We start from the raw sequence: 20034 nt of genomic DNA, 5'->3' as shown, positions 1-20034 counted from the left end.
TCCTAATACAAAGCTGCTAATTGCATAATTTCTTCTTGAGATGTTGCGTGAGTCTCAACAATTCCAGCTGCTTTTCCATTACTCATGACTAAAATTCGGTCGGTTACACCCAAAAGCTCAGGCATTTCGGAAGAAATCATGATAATTCCTTTTCCTTCCGCAGCTAATTGGTTAATGAGCTGATAAATTTCAAACTTTGCCCCGACATCAATACCCCTAGTTGGTTCATCTAGCAATAAAATATCTGGTTTTGTTAGCAGCCATCGGCCAATAATTACCTTCTGTTGGTTACCACCTGATAGACTTCCAATCGATGTCTTTTGAGAAGGTGTCTTTACCTTCATGGAGTCAATTACCCACTGGGTATCATCGGCGACTTTGCGGTCAGATAAGAATCCGCTTTTTGTTTTATATTGCTTCATGTTAGAAATGATCGAGTTAAAGCTAATGCTTAGTTCTGGGAAAATACCGGTTGATCTTCTTTCTTCCGTCACAAGGGCAAAGCCATTTTTGATGGCTTGCTGCGGTGAATGGTTTTTAACTACCTTGCCATTTAATTCAATCGTTCCTGATGTTAGCGCCCTCATTCCAAATAATGCTTCAACCACCTCGGTCCGTTTCGAGCCAACCAATCCGGCAATACCTAAGATTTCGCCTTTTCTTAACTCGAAGCCGACATTAGAAAAAGAAGGCTGTGTTTCTGCAGTCAAATCTGATACTTTCAATATTAATTCCCCTGGTTTGTTTATTTTTTCAGGGAACCGTTGTGAAAGGTCACGTCCTACCATCAATTTAATAATTTCATCGGTTGTTAGGTCCTTCGAACTTTTTGTTGCTATATACTGACCATCACGCATGATCGTTACTTCGTCTGAAATCTTTAAGATTTCCTCCATTTTGTGTGAAATATAGATAATCGCAACGTTCTCACTTTGAAGCCTTTTGATGATTCTGAACAGATGATTTACTTCCGTCTCTGTTAGAGAGGAGGTTGGTTCGTCCATTACTATAATTTTAGAATGATAGGAAACAGCTTTTGCAATTTCCACCATCTGCATTTCGGAAACAGAAAGCGTACTCACCTTACTGCGTGGATTAATACTGATATCAAGACTTTTAAAAATAGCCGCTGTATCTTCGTACATTTTCTTTTCATCGATGAAAATGCCCTTTTTCGGATAACGCCCCAGCCAAATATTATCCATAACATTCTGTTGACGTACCTGATTTAGTTCTTGATGTACCATGGAAACTCCGTTTTCGAGGGCTTGCTTCGAATTGGCAAAGGAAACTTCTTTCCCACCAAAGAGAATTTTGCCTTCATCCATCGAATAGATGCCGAATAAGCATTTCATCAACGTCGATTTTCCTGCACCGTTTTCGCCCATTAAGGCATGGACCGATCCAGGCTTTACTTTTAGGGAAACATTGTCTAAAGCGAGTACCCCTGGGAACCTTTTGGTTATATTCAGCATTTCTAGTAAATTGGTTGTACTTGATTCTGACATGAGCGAACCTCCTCTGAAACCATTTAAAAAAATATGAGAGCTCCATGGGATGCTTCTCAAACTTTTAAAGAGAGTAATAATTTTATTGCGGTATCCAGCTCCAAATATTTGGAGTCTTACCCCGAACGAAGGAAAAGCGTCTGCTTTTCCTTTGTTCGAGGAGCGCCAAGGGGCTGATTCCAGCCCCTGGACATGGCGCTTCTGCTTTTCTTACTGTCTAGCTCCAGCGCCTAGGGGCTCGGGGTCATAAGCCAATCCGTCAAGAGGTCAAAGAGCAACCTTCTCGCCGGCTCGTCTTATGCCTGTCGCCCCTGGGCAGGCGCTTCTGCTTTTCTTACTGTCTAGCTCCAGCGCCTAGGGGCTCGGGGTCATAAGCCAATCCGTCAAGAAGGTCAAGAGCAACCTTCTTGACGGCTCGTCTTATGCCTGTCGCCCCTGGACAAGGCGCTTCTGCTTTTCTTACTTATAAGCGTCTCTACCAACTTGGATATTATCTTTTGTTACTTCAATGTAAGGAACACGAACTGCTTTATTATCGTCTAGCTTCCACTCAGTTCCGTCTAATACATCTTTGCCGTTTGCTGCATTTGCTGCTAGCTGAATAGTGGCGCTACCTTGGTTTTTCGCATCATTTAAGATGGAACCAACCATTTTGCCATTTTCAATCATTTCAAGTGCTTCAGGAATCGCGTCAACACCTACAACAGGCATGAACTTGTCGCCGGAGAAGTAGCCTGCTTTTTCAAGAGATGCAATTGCACCTAATGCCATACCATCGTTGTTGGCAATAACGAATTCGATTTTGTCATTGTATTTTGCAAGCCACGCATCCATTTTTTCAGTTGCCTTCATTGCATCCCACATCGCTGTATCCATAGCTAATTCTTCCACTTGAATCCCTTTTTCTTTTACAGTATCCACTGCAAATTTTGTACGAGCTTCTGCATCTGGGTGTCCTGGCTCACCTTTTAGTAATACATATTGAAGCTTGCCATCTTTGTTTTTGTCATATTTATCTTTGTTAGCTTCCCAAGCTTTTGCAATCAGTTCACCTTGAAGTACACCTGATTCAGAAGATGTTGTTCCAACATAGTAAGCTTTATCATAGCCTTTTAATACACTTGCATCAGGCTCTTTATTAAAGAAGATAACCGGAAGATCTTTTGCTTTTGCTTTGTCCACAATTGTTTGCGCCGCTTTTGGATCAACCAGATTAATTGCTAGAGATTTTGCTCCTTTAGCAATTAGGGTATCAACTTGTTCAATCTGTTTTGCTTCGTCGTTTTGCGAGTCATTTAGCATGAGCTTTACTTTATCTTTTGCTGAAGTCTCCATTGCACGGCGAACATAGGACATGAAGTTGTCATCAAATTTGTAAATGGTTGCCCCAACTGCTGGAAGACTGTTGTCCTTGCCTTTTCCAGAATCTGTACCGCTTGTTGAATCACTGCATCCTGTTGCTAATAGAATACTAGATGCAACTGTTAAAGATAGAATTAAACCTTTTTTCTTTTTAAACATGTTGTCATTCTCCTTTTACTATTTAGTAAAGACTCTGGTAAGGCAGCAGAACCGATCCACTTAACCCCGTTGTAAGCCCTTACACTTATGTTAGCATGGGGGGATTCGCTTCAATAGGTCAAAAGTCTAGCATTAATTTGTGATTACCTAGACTTTTTTGCAAACGCTTTATTTTTTATTAAAAAAAATGAGACCAATCCAATACGACGGATTGATCTCATTAGAGAAATAGTATTAACCTACTGTTACTTTGCGAAATTCTGTTGGCGATAAGCCTGTATGCTTTTTAAACACGCGGCTAAAATAGTTTGGATCCTTGTAGCCAATCGAATAGCATATTTCCTTCAAGCTCTTTCCTGGGTCAACCATTTCAGCCTTGGCATGCTTGATTCTTATTTCCGTCACATAATCAATAAAGGTCATCCCAAAACGATCTTTAAATAATTTGCTAAAATAATAGGGACTGAGCTCCACATATTCTGCCACTAATTCCAATGTAATCGAAGCAGCATAATGGTTTTCGATATATTCCTTTGCCTTATGGAGCATGCCCTTAGCGTGATTGTTTCGCCACACCTGGACATGATGAACGACGGCTAATAAATGGGCCTTTCCTTTTTCAAAAACCGCCATAATATCCTCAGACTCTTCCACTGCAGGTGTTCGTTCATAGCTTATACCTAAATCATGGAGCATTCGGGAAATGAGAATAAACAATTCATCAAATGACTTTTTAACTAGTGACCCTTTTATTTTCTTATCATCTGCCAGCATCGTTGCAAACGATTCAAAAATGACCAAGACTTGATTGACATCTCCCTGCCGAACAGCTTCTAATAGTTTCTTCTCAATCTCTAACACCCCTGATTGAGAAGGGAGCTCAGTAGACCCTTGTTTAACTGCAAATAAATATTTTCGATTGGGAGTTTTTACGAGGTGCTGCAGAGCCATTAGCGCGTCATGATAGGATTTATTTAGTTCATGTGCATGGTTGTAGGGAAGACCGACCCCAATCCTTAGTTCCGCATCCAAGTATTTCTTTTCAAAAAGACTGTTCAGACCATCGATGACCGCCTGCGCATAAGTTTTAAATTGAACCTTTTCCGTCGTTTTTTTACAGAGGAATAAAACAGGTACCTGTGCGTCAGTTAACGGGCCAACCATCATTTCCTGTTTCAGCACGATAGAATTAAGGGTATCCTTAAGCCACAAATACCAGTTCTGTTTTTCAACTGCTGCAAGTTCCGTCATGCCCCGTGGCCTTAGTGAGAAAAGCATGATATACCCCGAAGTAATCTCAACCCCAAGCAGCTGGCCCCATTCATCAAAGGTGATATCCTGAACTTGATTCACCAATACAGTTGATACCCATTCTTTTTGGGCGATCGATACGGCACGGTCCAGGTTTTCCCGCAAATTTTGCTGCTCTTCCCGTTGTTTACTCTCCTCCAGGATGTCACTAGAAACGCGGTCTAATGCCGCAAGAATATCTTGTTTTCTGCTGGGTTTTAAGATGTATTCCTTAACCCCCTGCTGCATTACTTCCTTTGCATATTCGAACGTATTAAAGGCGGAAACCATAATAAACCGAATGCCAGGGTCGATTTTTTTTATCGCTTTGACGGCTTGAACGCCATCTATTCCCGGCATTTTAATATCCATAAAAATGATATCAGGCCGATGTTCCATGGCCATTTCAATTGCCTTTCTCCCATTGGGGGCTTCTCCAATGACGATTACGTCCATGGATGAACGGTTAATGATCTTCGTTAATGCCGTCCGCTCCAGGACTTCATCATCCACAATAAGAATTTTCAACAAGGCCTTTTCCCCCTTTGGCAACAACAGGAATCGTAAGTCTAAAATTGGTTCCATGGTCTACTTCTGATTCAATTTCAACAATGTCATTTCTCTGATAAAAGAGCTGCAGCCTTCTGATCACATTTTTCACACCAATACCCGTTGATTGACCTTTTGATTTTTCAGCTTCGTATCTTTCCTCTGGTTCGATGCACTCTACATATTTGAGCAATCTTTTCTTGGTAGTATCGTCCATTCCCGTACCGTTATCAATGACTTCGACGTAAATCTGATGAATATGCCTGTATACATGAAGACGGATGATCCCATTTTCTTCGTAGGATTCAACCCCATGCATGAATGCGTTCTCAATTAATGGCTGTAAGATTAAACTAGGGATTTCAATATCTAAACAATCATCCTCGATGTCGGTCACAAATTGAATCCGTTCCCCAAAACGTGTTTGTTGAATATAAAAATACTCTTGAACAATTCTCACTTCTTCTCTTAGCGTTGAGGCTTTGTCGAAATCACTCAAGTTATACCTGAGTATGGCAGCAACAGCTTCTATTAATCTTGTAGTCTGCTCCGCTTCTTCCAAATAGGCCATTTTTGAAACCGTATTCAAAGTATTGAATAGGAAATGAGGATTGATTTGATTTTGGAGACTCTTTAACTCCAATTCTTTTAATAACTTATCCAACTCCCCTTGTTGTTTGATTTCCGTTACGAGCTGTCTAAGGTTCGTACGCATTTGATTAAAGGTTTCTGTTAATGGCTTAAGCTCGTCCTTTGTCGTAATTTTTATATCCTCACCTGCTAAGTTTCCAATTGAAATCTCCTTAGCTGCATGTGATAACAATCTAATTGGCTTCGTAATCCCGCCGGAAATCCATAATGCTAACAAAGTGCTTAGAACAAAAGCTGCTGCAAAAAGGGAAATCGACATGAGCTTATAATAATGGTTTTGCTGCTCCATTTGATCATAAAATTTTTGATAGTCCGTCAGTTTATTGTTTAATAGTGCAAGAGTGCTTTCTTGAAGAAATGAGTTTATCTTCAATACTTCATTAAAATGACCCGAATATTGATTAATCTCGTCCTGCTTAAATGCACCAACAGTGGCATCCCCTTCATCCAAAAAACTATCAATCATATTTTTATAATTTGTAAGCGTAATCTCATTCGTATTGATTACTTTATAAAGCCTCTTTTGGTCCTTAATAAGCTTTAGCTTTTCTTTTCGATAGTCTTTTAGGTAGGATTCATCCTTATCTAAAATATACCCATGAAGCTTTTCCGTAAGTAAATTGGATCTTTGCGAAATATCATTCAGCAAAAGAAATCGTTCAAAGCTGTCATCATATTCCGTCACCAGCTTTTCACTGCTGTTATAAAAAAAGAACCCGACCGAAGTTAACAAAACTACAAGGACAATGAAATAAAGCAGCAATTTTGATCTAATCCGAAATAACATCATTCATGCTCCCCCATTCTGCCATTATTCACGGATAAATCGCTTATTCTCAAAATTCGAGTATCCGTATGGACAATAGGCGAAACCTTTTTCCCCTCAATTAGATCAATCATCATTTTTACTGCCCCATAACCCATTTGAAATGGTTCCTGGACAACGGTTGCCTTAATGGTTCCCTTTCTTATCAACTTAAGCGTTTCCGGTAGTGTATCAAAGCCAATAATATAAATTTGATTCTGTTTTTTATATTTTTCGACCACTTGGGCAATTTCGATGCCATCCAAGGCACTTGTCCCAAAGAACGCGTTGACCTCAGGGTGATCCTGCAAAATTTGGTTGGCCTTTTCCGCTGCTTTTACTCTGCTAATCTCTGACTCTTCCACAGCAATGATATGGATTCCTTTTTCTGCTTTTACAGCATCCTGAAATCCCTTAACTCGCTGCTGCATATGATTCGCATAAAAGCTCCCCGTAATAATCGCTACATTGGCATTACCCTTTGTATCCGCTATCAAAGCTTTCCCTGCTAAAAAGCCGGAATAATAATTATCCGTTCCAATATAGGCCAGCCTTTTACTGTTCGAGGTGTCCGTATCGACCGTGATAACAGGGATTCCCTTCGCTACGACCCGATTAATAAGCGGAGTAAATTGTTCGTCACTCAATCCCTGTGTAATGATCCCATCAACTTTTGAAGCAGCTGACATTTCAATTGTTTTTACATGATCATCAATATTTGCCTGCTTCGGCCCAGCATATTCCAGCTGAACACTATATTTTTCTGCTGCCTTCTTTGCCCCTTTTTCAACAAGCTTCCAATATTCATTATCTAACTCTTCAGGAACAAGAATAAGATGGTAGCTATACTTTTTTACTGCACTTTCCTCCTTAGGTAAGTGGTGGGTAACGATCTTATATCCGTAAAAGATTGAAAGTGAGCAACTGACAAGAAAAAACAAACTTCCAACTGTATAGGCAACGATGGATAACTTGCTCATATAACATCCCCAATCCCAAAGCATAGTTAAGCCTATTATACGGAACATAGCAATAATCGACAATCTCCCAAAATATGAAAATGTTTTGATTACCATTTCAAATTGAATCTCATTTTTAAACCACATTTACCAATAAAAAAACAGCCTTCATTCAATTTCAATGAGGGCTGTTCACCAATGTCCTTTTTAGGATTTATTTGGTAAGCGGTTCAAAATCAACTTTAGGTGCCAATGCCTCGTTAACCTTTTCAACAACCATATCGTGGTCTACCGTAAACGTTGCTGTTCCTTTAATGTCTTCTGAGGATGCCCCCACTTTTACTGTATATGTGCCTTTTTCAAGAATCCATGCATTTTTCTCTTCATCGAAGGAGGCAAGGTCTTTGGCATTTAGATCGAATTGAAGCAGCTCACGTTGATGCGGCTTAAGGTCTTTTGTTTTACCAAAGGCCTTTAGTTCAACTGCAGGTTTCTCAAGCTTTCCATCTGGGGCGGAAACATAAACTTGGACGACTTCTCTCCCAGAAAGCTTGCCCCTATTTTCGACCATAGCAGAAACCTTAAGCTTGTCCTTAAATTTCTTTCCTTCATTGATATCTACATGGCTAAAGTTGAAGCTTGTATAGGACAATCCATAACCAAATTCATAAGCAGGCTTCACATTGAACGTGGTATTGTAGCGGTAGCCGACATAAATGTCTTCGTTATAGATCACCTGTGTTGGGTTCTCAGCAGGTGTTCCAGGGAAGCTATCTGCCGATGCAACATCGCTGTATTTTACAGGGAAGGTAGTTGGCAGTTTTCCGGACGGATTGACTTTACCGGAAATAACATCCGCTACAGCATAACCTGCCTCCTGGCCTGGCTGCCATGCTAATAGGATAGAGTCAACCTTATCCCGCCAGCTTGCTACATCGATAGGTCCGCCAATATTCAAAATAACGGCTACTTTTTTACCCTGCTTGTGGTATTCTGCTGATACTTTCGAAATCATGTCTTGTTCTGCATCACTTAATAGGTAATCCCCTTTTACCACTTGACGGTCCGCACCTTCTCCTGAATTACGGCCAATAACAATGACGCCGATATCCGATTCTTTCGAAGCTGCGGCAATTTCATTATCTGCTAGAGGCTTTTCAGGAATGGCAGGGATTGACTTGCCAAAATCCTCACCCCATGGACTTGGTTTAATTTTATATTGTTCCTGCGAGCGCAGTGTATCAATATATGTCTTATATTCCTGGAATTCGGTTTGATTTAATTCGTATCCAGCACTCTTTAAGCCTTCTGCAATCGAGGTGGTGTAAGCTGCATTAACATCACCGCTTCCTGTTCCACCTTTAACCGTCTCGATTTGTGTATTGCCAAATAACGTGACCTTTTGATCTTTGCTGATTGGCAGCGGCATATTGTCGTTCTTTAAAAGAACCATTCCTTCCGCAGCTGCTTTTCGAGCTGTTTGTGCATGAGCAGCTAAATCAGGCTTGTCGGAGTTTTGGTACTTTTTAAACTCAGGTGTTTGGATGACGATCTGGAGAATGTTCTTAATATTGCGGTCAAGCACTTTTTCGTCCAAATTTCCACCTTCAACAGCTGCTTTAATTATATCGGATTGGTACGATGCACCCGGCATAATCATGTCATTGCCAGCCTTCATTTGTTCTACCGGATTATCTCCGCCAAACCAGTCTGTCATGACAAACCCTGTGTAGCCCCAGTCCTTACGCAAAACAGTTGTTAACAAGTCAGCATTTTGGGAAGTGTATGTTCCATTAAGTTTGTTATAGGAACTCATAACGGACCATGGATGGGATTCCTTAACAGCAATTTCAAAGCCTTTTAGATAAATTTCCCTTAATGCTCGTTCAGAAACGACGGTATCAATGCTATTCCGGTTTGTTTCCTGGTTATTAGCAACAAAGTGCTTGATTGTTGCGCCAACACCGTTCGATTGTATTCCATTCACCATCGCCGCAGCTATTTTCCCTGAAATTAAAGGATCCTCTGAATAGTATTCGAAGTTTCGTCCATTTAATGGATTACGGTGGATATTCAGTGCCGGTGCTAATAAAAGGTCGACACCATATTCTTTCACTTCATTTCCCTGAGCTTTACCTACTGCTTCTGCAGTTGCAGGATCCCAAGTGGAGGCCAGCGCCGATGCAATCGGGAAAGCGGTTGCATAATAAGTTTGAGTTTGTCCTGGCCTTGTTGGACGAATCCGTAGTCCTGCCGGACCGTCAGCAAAACGCAGTTCAGGGATCCCTAACCGAGGAATTCCGTAGGTGCCTCCTACTGCTCCGGTTACTTCAAATGGAGGCATTCCCCCAAATCCAGGCATTCCTACCCCGACAACAAATTTAGCTTTTTCCTCTAAGGTCATCGCTTGAATAACAGTGTTAATAGATGCTGCGTCTGTTAAGTAAGGTGCTGTTGTCTGTACAGTAGAAGTTTGTTTTTGTTGTACGGTTGATGGATCTTGACTCTGAGCGGATGCAATGTCAAAAGTGAGTCCTGAGAGAAGTAATGAAGATGTAAGAGTAATGGCTAGTAATTTGGATTTTTTCTTCTTCTTTAGTCTTTTTAACATAATTCTAATTCCCCCATCAAATTAGTCTGAACTTTTTACACTTGTAAATTAAAACGCTTTCATAGTTAGTTTAACTTAAGTAAAGTTTCAGACTATTAATAATCTTCTGGATTATATTGCGAAAGTCTTCACTATTTTGTTTTAGTTGAAAGAGATTAAGAATCGATAGAAAGAGTTTAAACAGGCTTCCTTTACAGTTTTATAACTCTTTCTCTTAAGTATTGTCGAATAATGTCTAGGAAATATGTATAATTCCTCTTGATTATTTAATAATTCATTGAATTTTCAGTCTACAACAAATTAATCTAGTAAAACACAATTTAATGCTACCTCTTGTAACTTATCGAATTACACTTTACATGTTAACTTCTTGATTGTAAGGGTTTTCATTTAAATGAAGGGGTTGTTAGGTATGAAAGGTTATTACAAAGTACTAAGTTCATCCATGTTTAGTCTAATGCTATTGTCTTCTGGTAATTCAGGAGTACTAGCAGCGGAACAGCCACAAACGCAAGTTAATGCGGCTGCTGTTGCCACAGAAAATAGTAGTGTACAAACTGGTGCTGCCCAGGAGCAAATACCGATGTTAGTGGACCAAGCTTCCATTCCAGCAGTTATTCGGGCGATGACGCTGGACGAAAAGGTGGATTTGATCGGAGGAGCTGGTGCGGCAGTAACAGGGGCCGCTGGAGGAACGTTTCCAATTCCACGGCTTGGTATTCCAAAGCTTACTTTTGCCGATGGTCCAGCCGGGCTCAGGTTTGGATCAACAGCAAATAAGTCGACAACTGGTTTCCCAATTCCCTCGGCATTATCTGCTAGTTTTAATAAGGATTTAATGTACCAGGTTTCTAGTGCGATGGGAAAAGAAACCCTTGATTATGGCGTAGATGTTATATTAGGACCCGCATTGAATATTCACAGAGATCCAAGAGGTGGAAGAAACTTCGAATATTATTCGGAAGATCCATACTTAAGCGGTGAAATGGCAGCTGAGTTTACTAAAGGCGTGCAAGACCAGGGTGTTGGTGTAAGTATGAAGCACTATGCAGCAAATAATCAGGAAACAAACAGACAGTCAGTAAACGAAATCATTTCTGAACGTGCCTTAAGAGAAATTTATTTAGCCGGATTCGAGCGGGTGGTTAAAGAAGCAAATCCTTGGACCGTAATGAGTTCCTATAACTCGATAAATGGTCCATTTTCTGCTCATAATTCATGGCTGTTAAATGATGTACTAAGAAGTGACTGGGGCTTTAACGGAATGGTTATGACAGACTGGGGCGGATCTAAACAAAATGGAGTAGCGATGTTGAACGGCGGAAATGACTTGTCCATGCCAAGTTTAAATGCGGTTGGTAAGGCAGCAGTTAAAGCGGCCATCTTAGACGGTTCACTTCCAGAGGAGAAACTTGATACGGCCATCGAGAATATTCTTAATTTAGTGGTTAAGTCACCTACATTCAAAAAATTAAGTAGCGTTGATGATACGAAACAAAGTGTAAGTGCTGACCTTACAGCTGCTAATGCAAAACTTTCAAGAGAAGCTGCACCGGAAGGAATGGTTTTATTAAAAAATAAAAATAAAGTGCTTCCGTTTACAGATAAGGTCAAGAAGGTCGGTTTAGTCGGCAACTCGTATACCATGCCAAGCTGTGGATTTGGTACCCCTGCTTCTGCGTGTACGACGGATAATGCTGCTACGAAAATGTTCTTAATGGGAACAGGAAGTGCCTATGTAACTCCAACACATACTGTCCAGCTTCCTGAAGGACTGAAAAATGGAGGCTATACTCCTGTTTATACGAACGCAAGCGGGACAGAAATCAATGAAAATCTGACGATCGAAGATGCGGAATATATGGCAAACAATTCCGATATCGGCGTGGTAGTAATTGCACGAGGATCCGGGGAGGGTGCGGATGGAAATTCGAGTACCTTTGAACCAACTACAAAAGAGTTAGAACTAATAAAAAAGGTTTCTAATGCATATCACGCGGTTAATAAAAAGGTTGTCGTGGTCTTAAATGTTGGCGCTCCTTTTAACACGACAGACTGGAAGGACTATGCCGATTCCATTTTATTATCTTGGCAGCCAGGAATGGAAGCAGGTAATGCCCTTACAGATGTTCTTTCTGGCAAAGCGAATCCTTCTGGTAAACTTCCGGCAACCTTCCCAGTTCATTTAGAGGATGCGCCAAGTTATGCGAACTTCCCAAGCTCTGATGGCAATCCAAATCTAGTCAAATATAGTGAAGATATTTATGTCGGCTACCGTTACTACTCGACATTTAATGTACAAACCGCCTATGAGTTTGGTTATGGACTATCCTATACAGCTTTTGATTATAGCGATTTTAAATTAAATAAAGACAACTTATCTAATAAAATCAAAGTCTCGTTTAAAGTGACAAACTCCGGGGCATTGGCTGGAAAAGAGGCACCACAACTATATGTAAGTGCACCAGATGGGAAACTAGAAAAACCATCCATCGAACTTAAGGCCTTTACAAAAACGAGAGAGCTAAAGCCGGAGCAAAAAGAAACAGTTAATTTCTTTATAAGTCCAAAAGATATTGCTTCCTTTGATGAAGATACTTCTTCATGGATTTTAGAAAAGGGTTCCTATCAATTCCATGTAGGTTCGTCTTCAAAGGATTTCAGAGGCACCTTAACCTTTAAAGTAGATAAAGACCTAGTTGTTGAAACGGTTAATAACAATGGTCCTGAAGTTCAATTAGATAGGCTATCAAAGTACAATCAATAGAAAGATAGATAGACTTAAAAGGAAAAAATGAGGAGGCAAAATAAATGATAAAAAGATTTATGTTCTTACTGATAGCCATTATGATGGCCTTTCCTTTCAGCTTAGGGGCACTTGCTAAGGAAGTTAAGACGCAGCAAACCTCTTACCGTACGGTTACAGAGATTGAAGATTGGGGAGCGGCCATTACAAAAGTAATCGTCGATGCAGGCAGACCGATTCCAAAAGACTCCGTAACAACAGATACGTTCAATGTTCATGTTGTTAGAAGTGACAGCAGGTTAAAGACACCATTTCTGGAAGAAGGTGACCGCACCGTTACAAAAGCATTTGTTTCGGATAAAGACGGAAACCCTGCAGTTGCAACAGGAAAATACGTGGTATTAGAAATGAAGATTGGACCAACTGAATCTTTAGGTTCCCCGCTCAACTATGATTTTGCTGGAACCCGATTTAATGATTGGATTGATAGCAAATATACGATCACTCAACAAAAAGACATTGTGACTAGCGCTGGAACCATCTCAGGGTTAGTGGTTGACACATTTGCAGGGGAAAAAAGAGAACTTGTCGATGACTTCACTACCGGGAAAGCAATGTTTGATAATACTACATTAACTTACGCAGATTATGCACCAGCAAAAGACAAAGGAAAGAATCCACTAATTATCTGGCTCCACGGCGGCGGTGAAGGGGGAACAGATGCAACCATTCCACTTTCTGCAAATAAAGCTGTAAGTCTTTCTACTGATATAATTCAATCTTACTATGGTGGAGCTTATGTTTTAGCACCTCAGGCACCTACTAGATGGATGCATGGTTCTATAACGGGTGGAGCAGATGGAACTTCTATCTATGAAGAAGCTCTTATGGCACTAATTAAAGATTATGTTTCAAAAAATCCTGATATTGATCCAAATAGAATCTACATTGGCGGAGCTTCAAATGGTGGATATATGACAATGCTAATGGTTCGTGATTATCCAGGATACTTTGCAGCCGCTTATCCGGTATGTGAAGGGTTAAATGATACATTGATAACCGATGCTGACATCCAAAAAATTAAAGAAACGCCAATCTGGTTTGTTGCAGCTAAAAATGATACGACATTGCCTCCTGCAATCAACACAGTACCAACCTATGACCGATTAATCCAAGCTGGAGCAAAGAATGTACAATTATCGTTATTTGATGACGTACATGATACTTCAGGCTTATATAACAATGCAGATGGTACACCATATCAATACGCTGGACACTGGTCATGGATTTATGTATACAACAATGAACCTGCAGCATCTATTAATGGCAAAACAACTACCCTTATGGAATGGATGGCTGCTCAGTCGTTAAATAAATAAATAAATGGTGTCAGGCACCACAAAAAGACAACATGCCGATTTGTCCACCTCAGGTGGACAAATCGGCATGTTTTAATTTTTTCTTAGGTTAAAAGCTGCTGTTACGAATGATTAGTTCGGTTGCAATGAATATTTTTTTGGCTGTTTTTCTGCCTGCGATTCTCTCCAAAAGGGTGTCAACGGCGGTTTCTCCCATGATTTCGGTATACACCTTAACCGTGCTTAACGCTGGATAGACATATTTAGAGATACTGATGTCATTCACACCGATGATGTTAACCCGTTCTGGAACAGAAATTCCTGCCTCCAGTAAAGCCCTCAATGCCCCAACTGCAATCGAATCATTACCTGCAAAAAAGGCGGTTGGCAGGTTGTCCCCATGTTCATCAATCGCCTTTTTCATCATGACATGACCTTCATCGGCTGAGAAGGTTCCTACATACATAAAAGCTTCATAGGGCATCCCTTTACCTGTTAAATAGCGCTTGAACGCCGATTCCCTTGGGTCTTCTATGATGGAAGTTTTATCTTTAAACACTTCTCTTCCGCCGATATAGCCGATTTTCTCATGACCCTTCTTCATAAAATGATCAAGTACCTTTATTGTTGCCCTTTCAAAGTCAATGACGATCGAATCAAACCGATCTTCGTCTGGTGAGGTGTCCACAAAGACAATATTTTTGGTTATCTTAAGCAGCTCATTCACTTGCTTCTTGCTAAATTTCCCAATCGCAATCAGCCCTTGAATATCGTCTTCCTTCAAATCCTCATAGTTGTCTTGAAAATATTTGGCCACTTGAATCCCTTGCTGTCGGCATTGGTTTTCAACCCCAAGCCGGATCGACATGTAATACAAATCTTCCAGTTCTTCTTTTTCGGTATACCATTGCAGGAGAGCAATTTTCCCCGCCCCCTGCTTGCGGGCTGGTTTCTTTTTATACGATAATTCCTCTGCCACTTCGAAAATTCTTTTTTTGGTTTCATCGCTGACAGAAAGTGTCGTATCATAATTCAAAACACGGGATACTGTGGCGATCGATACCCCTGCCATTTGTGCAATATCTTTGATGGTAGCCATTAATCAATCTCCTAATGTATTAGCAAAAAAACGATACACTGTTTTGGAATAGTATACTTCCTCCGGGTTTAAAATGACAGAGGGGAACTCCGGATGATGGATAGCATCTGGAAATCCTTGCGTTTCCAGACAGACACCCAAATAGTTTCTTGACCTGACACCTGCTATGGAATAAGGTCCTTCTAATTGATTCCCTGTATAAAGGACGACGCATGGCTGGTCGGTCGAAACAAGCAGCGAACGGCCGCTTTCCTCATCACTAAGCATGATAGTATTTTCACCCTTTTTGGTAAAAACAAGTGGGTGGTCGTACCCACTACCAACAAGCACATTTTGTGGATGAGACGAAACCATCCCAGAGCGTAACCTTCTGCCATGCTTAAAATCAAATGGGGTATTTTTCGTATCAATCATTTTACCAGTAGGGATAAAACCTTCGCCCAGTTCTAAAAACTGATCACTTTCTAATTGGATAATATGTTCAGAACAGTCTCTTTTTACATTTCCACTCAAGTTAAAATACGAGTGATTCGTTAAGTTGACAACTGTTTTTTGATCCGTTTTCCCTTCAAAAGTAATATCGAGTTCATTTTTATTGTTTAGAATATAGGTAACAGTGGTGTCTAGATTACCAGGATAGCCTTCGTCACCGTCTGGACTATGATAAAAAAACTTCAAACCGACTGCATTTTCATCCTCTATTATTTCGGTTTTCCAAATCACAGAGTTAAAGCCCTTCTTGCCCCCGTGTATATGATTGGGATAATCATTGTCTGCAAGATGGTATTCTTTTCCGTCCAACTCAAAGCTGGCACCATTAATTCTTCCGGCTACTCGTCCCACAACTGCGCCAAAATACGGGGACCATTCTGTGTAATCTTCGAAGTTTTCAAATCCAAGCACTACATTTTCAAAGTTTCCATGACGGTCAGGGACGATGATTTTAGTAATCACACAACCATAATTAAGGCAAGAGACCATCATGCCGTAATCATTGACTAAGGTATACTCAGTAACGGACTCACCCTCGTAACTGCCAAATATTCTATCTAATATTTTCATCGCGTTATCACTCCATATTTTTCAGAAGGTATTCTAATTCATTTCTTTTTAAAAACTAGAGCTATCAACAAAGTTCTGGGCCGATTATGTTTTTTATAACGTACTGATAAACCGCTGGAACCCAGCTGCACCCACTTCATTTCGCTTAAACACTCCTGCATCTTCCAAGCACCTTAAAAACTTCTTTCCTACTTCTTCTCTTACCAGACCATCCACATTCGCTTCATTAGCAATAGCTTGATAGCGTGCTTTTAACGCTTCCGCCCAGTCTAAATGATAGTCTGCTACTGTCGATGATTGACCTAGGATATAATGTTCCACTTCTCCTAGTTCATCCTTTAACCGTGCTGGTAAAACCGCCAGCCCCATCACTTCAATTAGGCCAATATTTTCCTTCTTAATATGATGTACATCGGCGTGAGGATGGAAAATGCCAAGCGGATGCTCATCACTCGTCCGGTTGTTACGCAGAACCAAATCCAGTTCAAATACATCCCCATTTTTACGTGCAATGGGTGTAATTGTATTGTGCAGGGTTTCGCCAGTCCTCGCCTCAATTCCTAAACCTTCATCACTGTACTTTTTCCATTTGTCTAAAATATGTGATCCGGCTTCAACGAGCGTACTAATTTGATCGGAACGCAGGCGAATAACGGACATAGGCCATTTAACAACCGCGCACTCTACATCCGGATATCCAGCCATTTTAAATGCCCAGTCATCCCCTGCCTTCGCCATCGCAAATTGATAATTCCCGCCTTGATAATGATCATGGGATAAAATCGAGCCCCCTACAATCGGCAGGTCCGCATTAGAGCCGACAAAATAATGTGGAAATTGCTCAACAAAGCTTAACAGCCGTAAGAATGTCGTTGGACTAATAACCATATCGGTATGTTTTTCTGCTAACACGATACAATGCTCGTTGTAATAGACATATGGTGAATACTGCAAGTACCATGTGTTTTCTAATAGATTTACACGAATCATGCGGTGATTGGAGCGGGCAGGGTGCCCGATTCTTCCCGCATATCCCTCATTTTCCACACAAAGCAAGCATTTCGGATAGTCCATTTGCTTCATCGACCGTTCGAGTTCAATACTTTTAGGATCCTTTTCGGGTTTGGATAAATTAATGGTAATATCAAGTTCACCATATTCTGTAGCGGTCTTATATTCAATGTTATTTCGAATTCGCTTCATTTGAATATAGTTGCTATTTTTACTTAACTCATAAAAATACTGTGTTGCTGCTTTTGGATCCTGTTTATATTTTCCATAAAAAAGCTGATTAACCGCTGATGGCCGGGCGATGAAACAGTTCATAATTTTACTTGAAAAAATCTCTTTTTCATCAAATAATTCTTCAATAATCCCTTGATTGCAGGCATAATCTACAATTAAATCGAGTAAATCAGGGATATCAAAGTTACTTTCCCCTGCTGCGTCCACTTCCTTAAACTCCGTTAGATGGAGGAGTGACAATATCTGATTGCGCGCATAGATTTCATCTTCCCGCTCAATTAATTGAGTGGTTATTGCTTGATTGATTAATTGTTGTATTAGTTGATAAATCATCATGTTCACCTCTATTTCTGATATCCATTCGGGTGGTGCTGATGCCAGTTCCAGGCATTGCTAATCATTTGATGAATCGATGTTCTCGTTGGATTCCATCCCAATATCTTTTTTGCTTTTTCCGAAGAAGCAATTAATGTACTTGGGTCTCCAGCTCTTCGTTCACCGATTCTTACCGGGATATCAATTCCTGTAACCTCTTTAGCTGTCTCAACAATTTCTTTTACCGAGAATCCTTGACTTGAGCCAAGATTGAAATGATTACTCTCCCCGCCATTTTGTAGATAACGGAGGGCTAATATATGGGCATCAATTAAGTCTTCTACATGAATATAATCACGAACACAAGTACCATCTGCTGTATCATAATCTTCCCCAAATATCGTTACGGCAGGCCTTTTGCCTAATGATGCTTCTAATACAACAGGGATGAGATGCGTTTCTGGGTTATGGTCCTCGCCAATTTGTCCGTCGCTTCTTGCCGAAGCTACGTTAAAATAGCGAAGGGAAACATAGTGAAGATCAAACGCTTTTTCGCACCAAGCCATCATTTTTTCCATTGCCAGCTTGGTTTCGCCATAGGTATTCGTTGGAATGGTTGCCGCATCCTCTGTAATCGGTACAACTTTCTGCTCTCCATAAACAGCTGCTGTCGAAGAAAAAACGATGTGCTTGACGCTAAATTCCTTCATCATTTCAAGGACAACTTGTGTCCCATAAACATTGTTATCAAAGTATTTTAACGGTTCAACCATGGATTCCCCGACAAGGGAATTGGCGGCAAAATGCAAGATTGCTTCAATGTTTTCTTTTTCAAAAACAGAGCGCATAAACTCACGACTGCGGATATCCCCTTCATAAAAGCTTGCCTTTGGATGAATTGCATCGCTATGGCCTGTTTGCAAATTATCAATCACGACCACCGGAAACCCCTGATCAATCAACTGGTAAACAGCGTGTGAACCGACATAGCCCGCTCCACCTAATACAAGGATACTCATTTAGATCCCCGCCTCCATTTGAATTTCTTTTGCCCCGTCACCAATGCTCGCTGCATAAAATTCTGCCTTGTAGCCAATTTTCTCGTGATAGGCTGCCCCAACATTTGCAATAAAGTTTTCAACCTCGTCATTTTCTACAATTGCAATAGCACAGCCGCCGAACCCTGCACCAGTCATCCGCGCCCCTAGAACTCCCGGTTGTTTCCATGCAGCCTCTACTAAACTGTCAAGTTCCACTCCTGTCACTTCATAATCATCTCGTAAGGATACGTGTGATTGGTTAATCAATTGTCCAAATGCCTCTAAATTTCCTGCCTTCAGCTCTTCTAGAGCCTTAATTGTTCGCACATTTTCATTGACAGCGTGCTTAGCTCGTTTGCGGACCGTTTCATTGGTAATTAGGTATTGATTTTCATCAAACTCCGCTTCAGATAATTGACCTAGAGCCTCAATCGGAAGTTTTTGCTGAAGTTGCGCTAGCGCCTCTTCACATTCTCCTCTTCGCTCATTGTATTTCGAATCAGCTAATTCCCTGCGCTTGTTCGTATTCATAATTAAAATTTTGTAATCATCAAGGTGAATGGGTGCGTATTCATAGCTAAGAGTCTGGCAATCTAGTAAAATTCCAGCATCTTTCTTCCCCATGCCAATCGCAAACTGGTCCATAATGCCGCTGTTCACACCAATAAATTCATTCTCTACCTTTTTACCAAGCTTGATGAGATCAAGCCTAGGAATTTCTAATTCAAACAAGCCGTTTACTAGCACTCCGGTTAACAGCTCAATGGAAGCCGACGAAGATAGTCCTGCACCATTCGGGATATTGCCTTCAATGGCACAATCAAATCCCGTTGGAATCTCATATCCCGCCTCGATCATGTACCGAATCATTCCTTTCGGATAGTTGGCCCAATTGTGTTCTTTCTCATATTCTAGTTCGTTTAAGTTAAATTCGATGATTCCTTTTTCAGGGAAGTTCGTTGAGTATAGACGAATCACTTGGTCTTCCCGTTTCCTTGCTACAGCGTAAGTACCGTAGGTAATCGCACATGGAAACACATGACCGCCATTATAATCGGTATGCTCGCCAATTAAATTAATCCTCCCAGGAGCAAAAAAGGCTTTTCTAGGTAAAATATGAAACATATCTAAAAATACTTTATTAAGTGCGGTAACGTTCATTTTAATTCCTCCAGAAATTCTGTTTCTTGTAAGTAAATTATTAATTTCAACTTAATTTTATAACGGTTAGTAAAAATATTCAACTATTTTTACTAAAAGTTTACTTAAAAAATA

General features: G+C 40.5%; 13 protein-coding genes. 2 read left to right on the top strand and 11 right to left on the bottom strand.

All coding sequences use genetic code 11. The features are described from left to right. Nucleotides 1-2: 2 nt before the first annotated feature. The 6 genes from mglA to J7E66_RS01255 form a co-directional block, all read right to left on the bottom strand. On the bottom strand, nucleotides 3-1508 hold the full coding sequence (gene mglA, locus J7E66_RS01280) for a galactose/methyl galactoside ABC transporter ATP-binding protein MglA (RefSeq protein WP_214997653.1): 1506 nt from the start codon (nucleotides 1506-1508) through the stop codon (nucleotides 3-5). A 459-nt stretch (nucleotides 1509-1967) separates the two neighbouring features. After that, entirely contained in the window at nucleotides 1968-3029 is a 1062-nt protein-coding gene (gene mglB / locus J7E66_RS01275) for a galactose/glucose ABC transporter substrate-binding protein MglB (protein WP_214997652.1), read from the bottom strand. A gap of 234 nt (nucleotides 3030-3263) precedes the next feature. Then, entirely contained in the window at nucleotides 3264-4850 is a 1587-nt protein-coding gene (locus J7E66_RS01270; protein WP_214997651.1) for a response regulator, read from the bottom strand. Then, nucleotides 4825-6309 (bottom strand): sensor histidine kinase, encoded by a 1485-nt coding sequence (locus J7E66_RS01265; protein WP_308162440.1) that lies wholly within the window; start codon nucleotides 6307-6309, stop codon nucleotides 4825-4827. Before J7E66_RS01265 ends, J7E66_RS01270 begins: the two co-directional genes overlap by 26 nt. Further along, nucleotides 6306-7304 (bottom strand): sugar-binding protein, encoded by a 999-nt coding sequence (locus J7E66_RS01260; RefSeq protein WP_214997650.1) that lies wholly within the window; start codon nucleotides 7302-7304, stop codon nucleotides 6306-6308. The genes J7E66_RS01265 and J7E66_RS01260 overlap by 4 nt, the downstream gene beginning before the upstream one ends. Before the next feature lie 193 nt (nucleotides 7305-7497). Then, nucleotides 7498-9894, bottom strand: a complete 2397-nt coding sequence (locus J7E66_RS01255; protein ID WP_251032688.1) for a beta-glucosidase — start codon at nucleotides 9892-9894, stop codon at nucleotides 7498-7500. A 412-nt stretch (nucleotides 9895-10306) separates the two neighbouring features. Between J7E66_RS01255 and J7E66_RS01250 the strand changes: the two genes are divergently transcribed. Next, nucleotides 10307-12661 (top strand): glycoside hydrolase family 3 C-terminal domain-containing protein, encoded by a 2355-nt coding sequence (locus tag J7E66_RS01250; RefSeq protein ID WP_214997649.1) that lies wholly within the window; start codon nucleotides 10307-10309, stop codon nucleotides 12659-12661. A 44-nt stretch (nucleotides 12662-12705) separates the two neighbouring features. Continuing rightward, complete coding sequence (locus tag J7E66_RS01245; RefSeq protein WP_214997648.1) at nucleotides 12706-14019, top strand: prolyl oligopeptidase family serine peptidase; 1314 nt, start codon at nucleotides 12706-12708, stop codon at nucleotides 14017-14019. A gap of 88 nt (nucleotides 14020-14107) precedes the next feature. Here J7E66_RS01245 and J7E66_RS01240 read toward each other — a convergent pair whose 3' ends face one another. From J7E66_RS01240 to J7E66_RS01220, 5 genes are all read right to left on the bottom strand, one after another. Then, nucleotides 14108-15097: a LacI family DNA-binding transcriptional regulator gene (locus J7E66_RS01240; protein ID WP_214997647.1), complete on the bottom strand. Its 990-nt coding sequence runs from the start codon at nucleotides 15095-15097 to the stop codon at nucleotides 14108-14110. A gap of 3 nt (nucleotides 15098-15100) precedes the next feature. Further along, entirely contained in the window at nucleotides 15101-16159 is a 1059-nt protein-coding gene (locus J7E66_RS01235; RefSeq protein WP_214997646.1) for an aldose epimerase family protein, read from the bottom strand. A 93-nt stretch (nucleotides 16160-16252) separates the two neighbouring features. Further along, nucleotides 16253-17737 (bottom strand): UDP-glucose--hexose-1-phosphate uridylyltransferase, encoded by a 1485-nt coding sequence (gene galT, locus J7E66_RS01230; protein WP_214997689.1) that lies wholly within the window; start codon nucleotides 17735-17737, stop codon nucleotides 16253-16255. An 11-nt stretch (nucleotides 17738-17748) separates the two neighbouring features. Then, nucleotides 17749-18738 carry a UDP-glucose 4-epimerase GalE gene (gene galE / locus J7E66_RS01225; RefSeq protein ID WP_214997645.1) on the bottom strand — a complete coding sequence of 330 codons (990 nt, stop codon included), beginning with the start codon at nucleotides 18736-18738 and terminating at the stop codon, nucleotides 17749-17751. Continuing rightward, nucleotides 18739-19920 carry a galactokinase gene (locus tag J7E66_RS01220; RefSeq protein WP_214997644.1) on the bottom strand — a complete coding sequence of 394 codons (1182 nt, stop codon included), beginning with the start codon at nucleotides 19918-19920 and terminating at the stop codon, nucleotides 18739-18741. Nucleotides 19921-20034: the final 114 nt, after the last annotated feature.

Source organism: Bacillus sp. ISL-7, from assembly GCF_018613065.1.
Note: the sequence above shows the minus strand (reverse complement) of the source record. Positions and strands in the feature narration are given on the sequence as shown.

Bases quoted from the DNA above. Each gene is read 5' to 3' on its own strand.
- mglA (WP_214997653.1), bottom strand. From the start codon at position 1,508: ATGTCAGAATCAAGTACAACCAATTTACTAGAAATGCTGAATATAACC.
- mglB (WP_214997652.1), bottom strand. From the start codon at position 3,029: ATGTTTAAAAAGAAAAAAGGTTTAATTCTATCTTTAACAGTTGCATCT.
- J7E66_RS01265 (WP_308162440.1), bottom strand. From the start codon at position 6,309: ATGATGTTATTTCGGATTAGATCAAAATTGCTGCTTTATTTCATTGTC.
- J7E66_RS01260 (WP_214997650.1), bottom strand. From the start codon at position 7,304: ATGAGCAAGTTATCCATCGTTGCCTATACAGTTGGAAGTTTGTTTTTT.
- J7E66_RS01255 (WP_251032688.1), bottom strand. From the start codon at position 9,894: ATGTTAAAAAGACTAAAGAAGAAGAAAAAATCCAAATTACTAGCCATT.
- J7E66_RS01250 (WP_214997649.1), top strand. From the start codon at position 10,307: ATGAAAGGTTATTACAAAGTACTAAGTTCATCCATGTTTAGTCTAATG.
- J7E66_RS01245 (WP_214997648.1), top strand. From the start codon at position 12,706: ATGATAAAAAGATTTATGTTCTTACTGATAGCCATTATGATGGCCTTT.
- J7E66_RS01240 (WP_214997647.1), bottom strand. From the start codon at position 15,097: ATGGCTACCATCAAAGATATTGCACAAATGGCAGGGGTATCGATCGCC.
- J7E66_RS01235 (WP_214997646.1), bottom strand. From the start codon at position 16,159: ATGAAAATATTAGATAGAATATTTGGCAGTTACGAGGGTGAGTCCGTT.
- galT (WP_214997689.1), bottom strand. From the start codon at position 17,737: ATGATTTATCAACTAATACAACAATTAATCAATCAAGCAATAACCACT.
- galE (WP_214997645.1), bottom strand. From the start codon at position 18,738: ATGAGTATCCTTGTATTAGGTGGAGCGGGCTATGTCGGTTCACACGCT.
- J7E66_RS01220 (WP_214997644.1), bottom strand. From the start codon at position 19,920: ATGAACGTTACCGCACTTAATAAAGTATTTTTAGATATGTTTCATATT.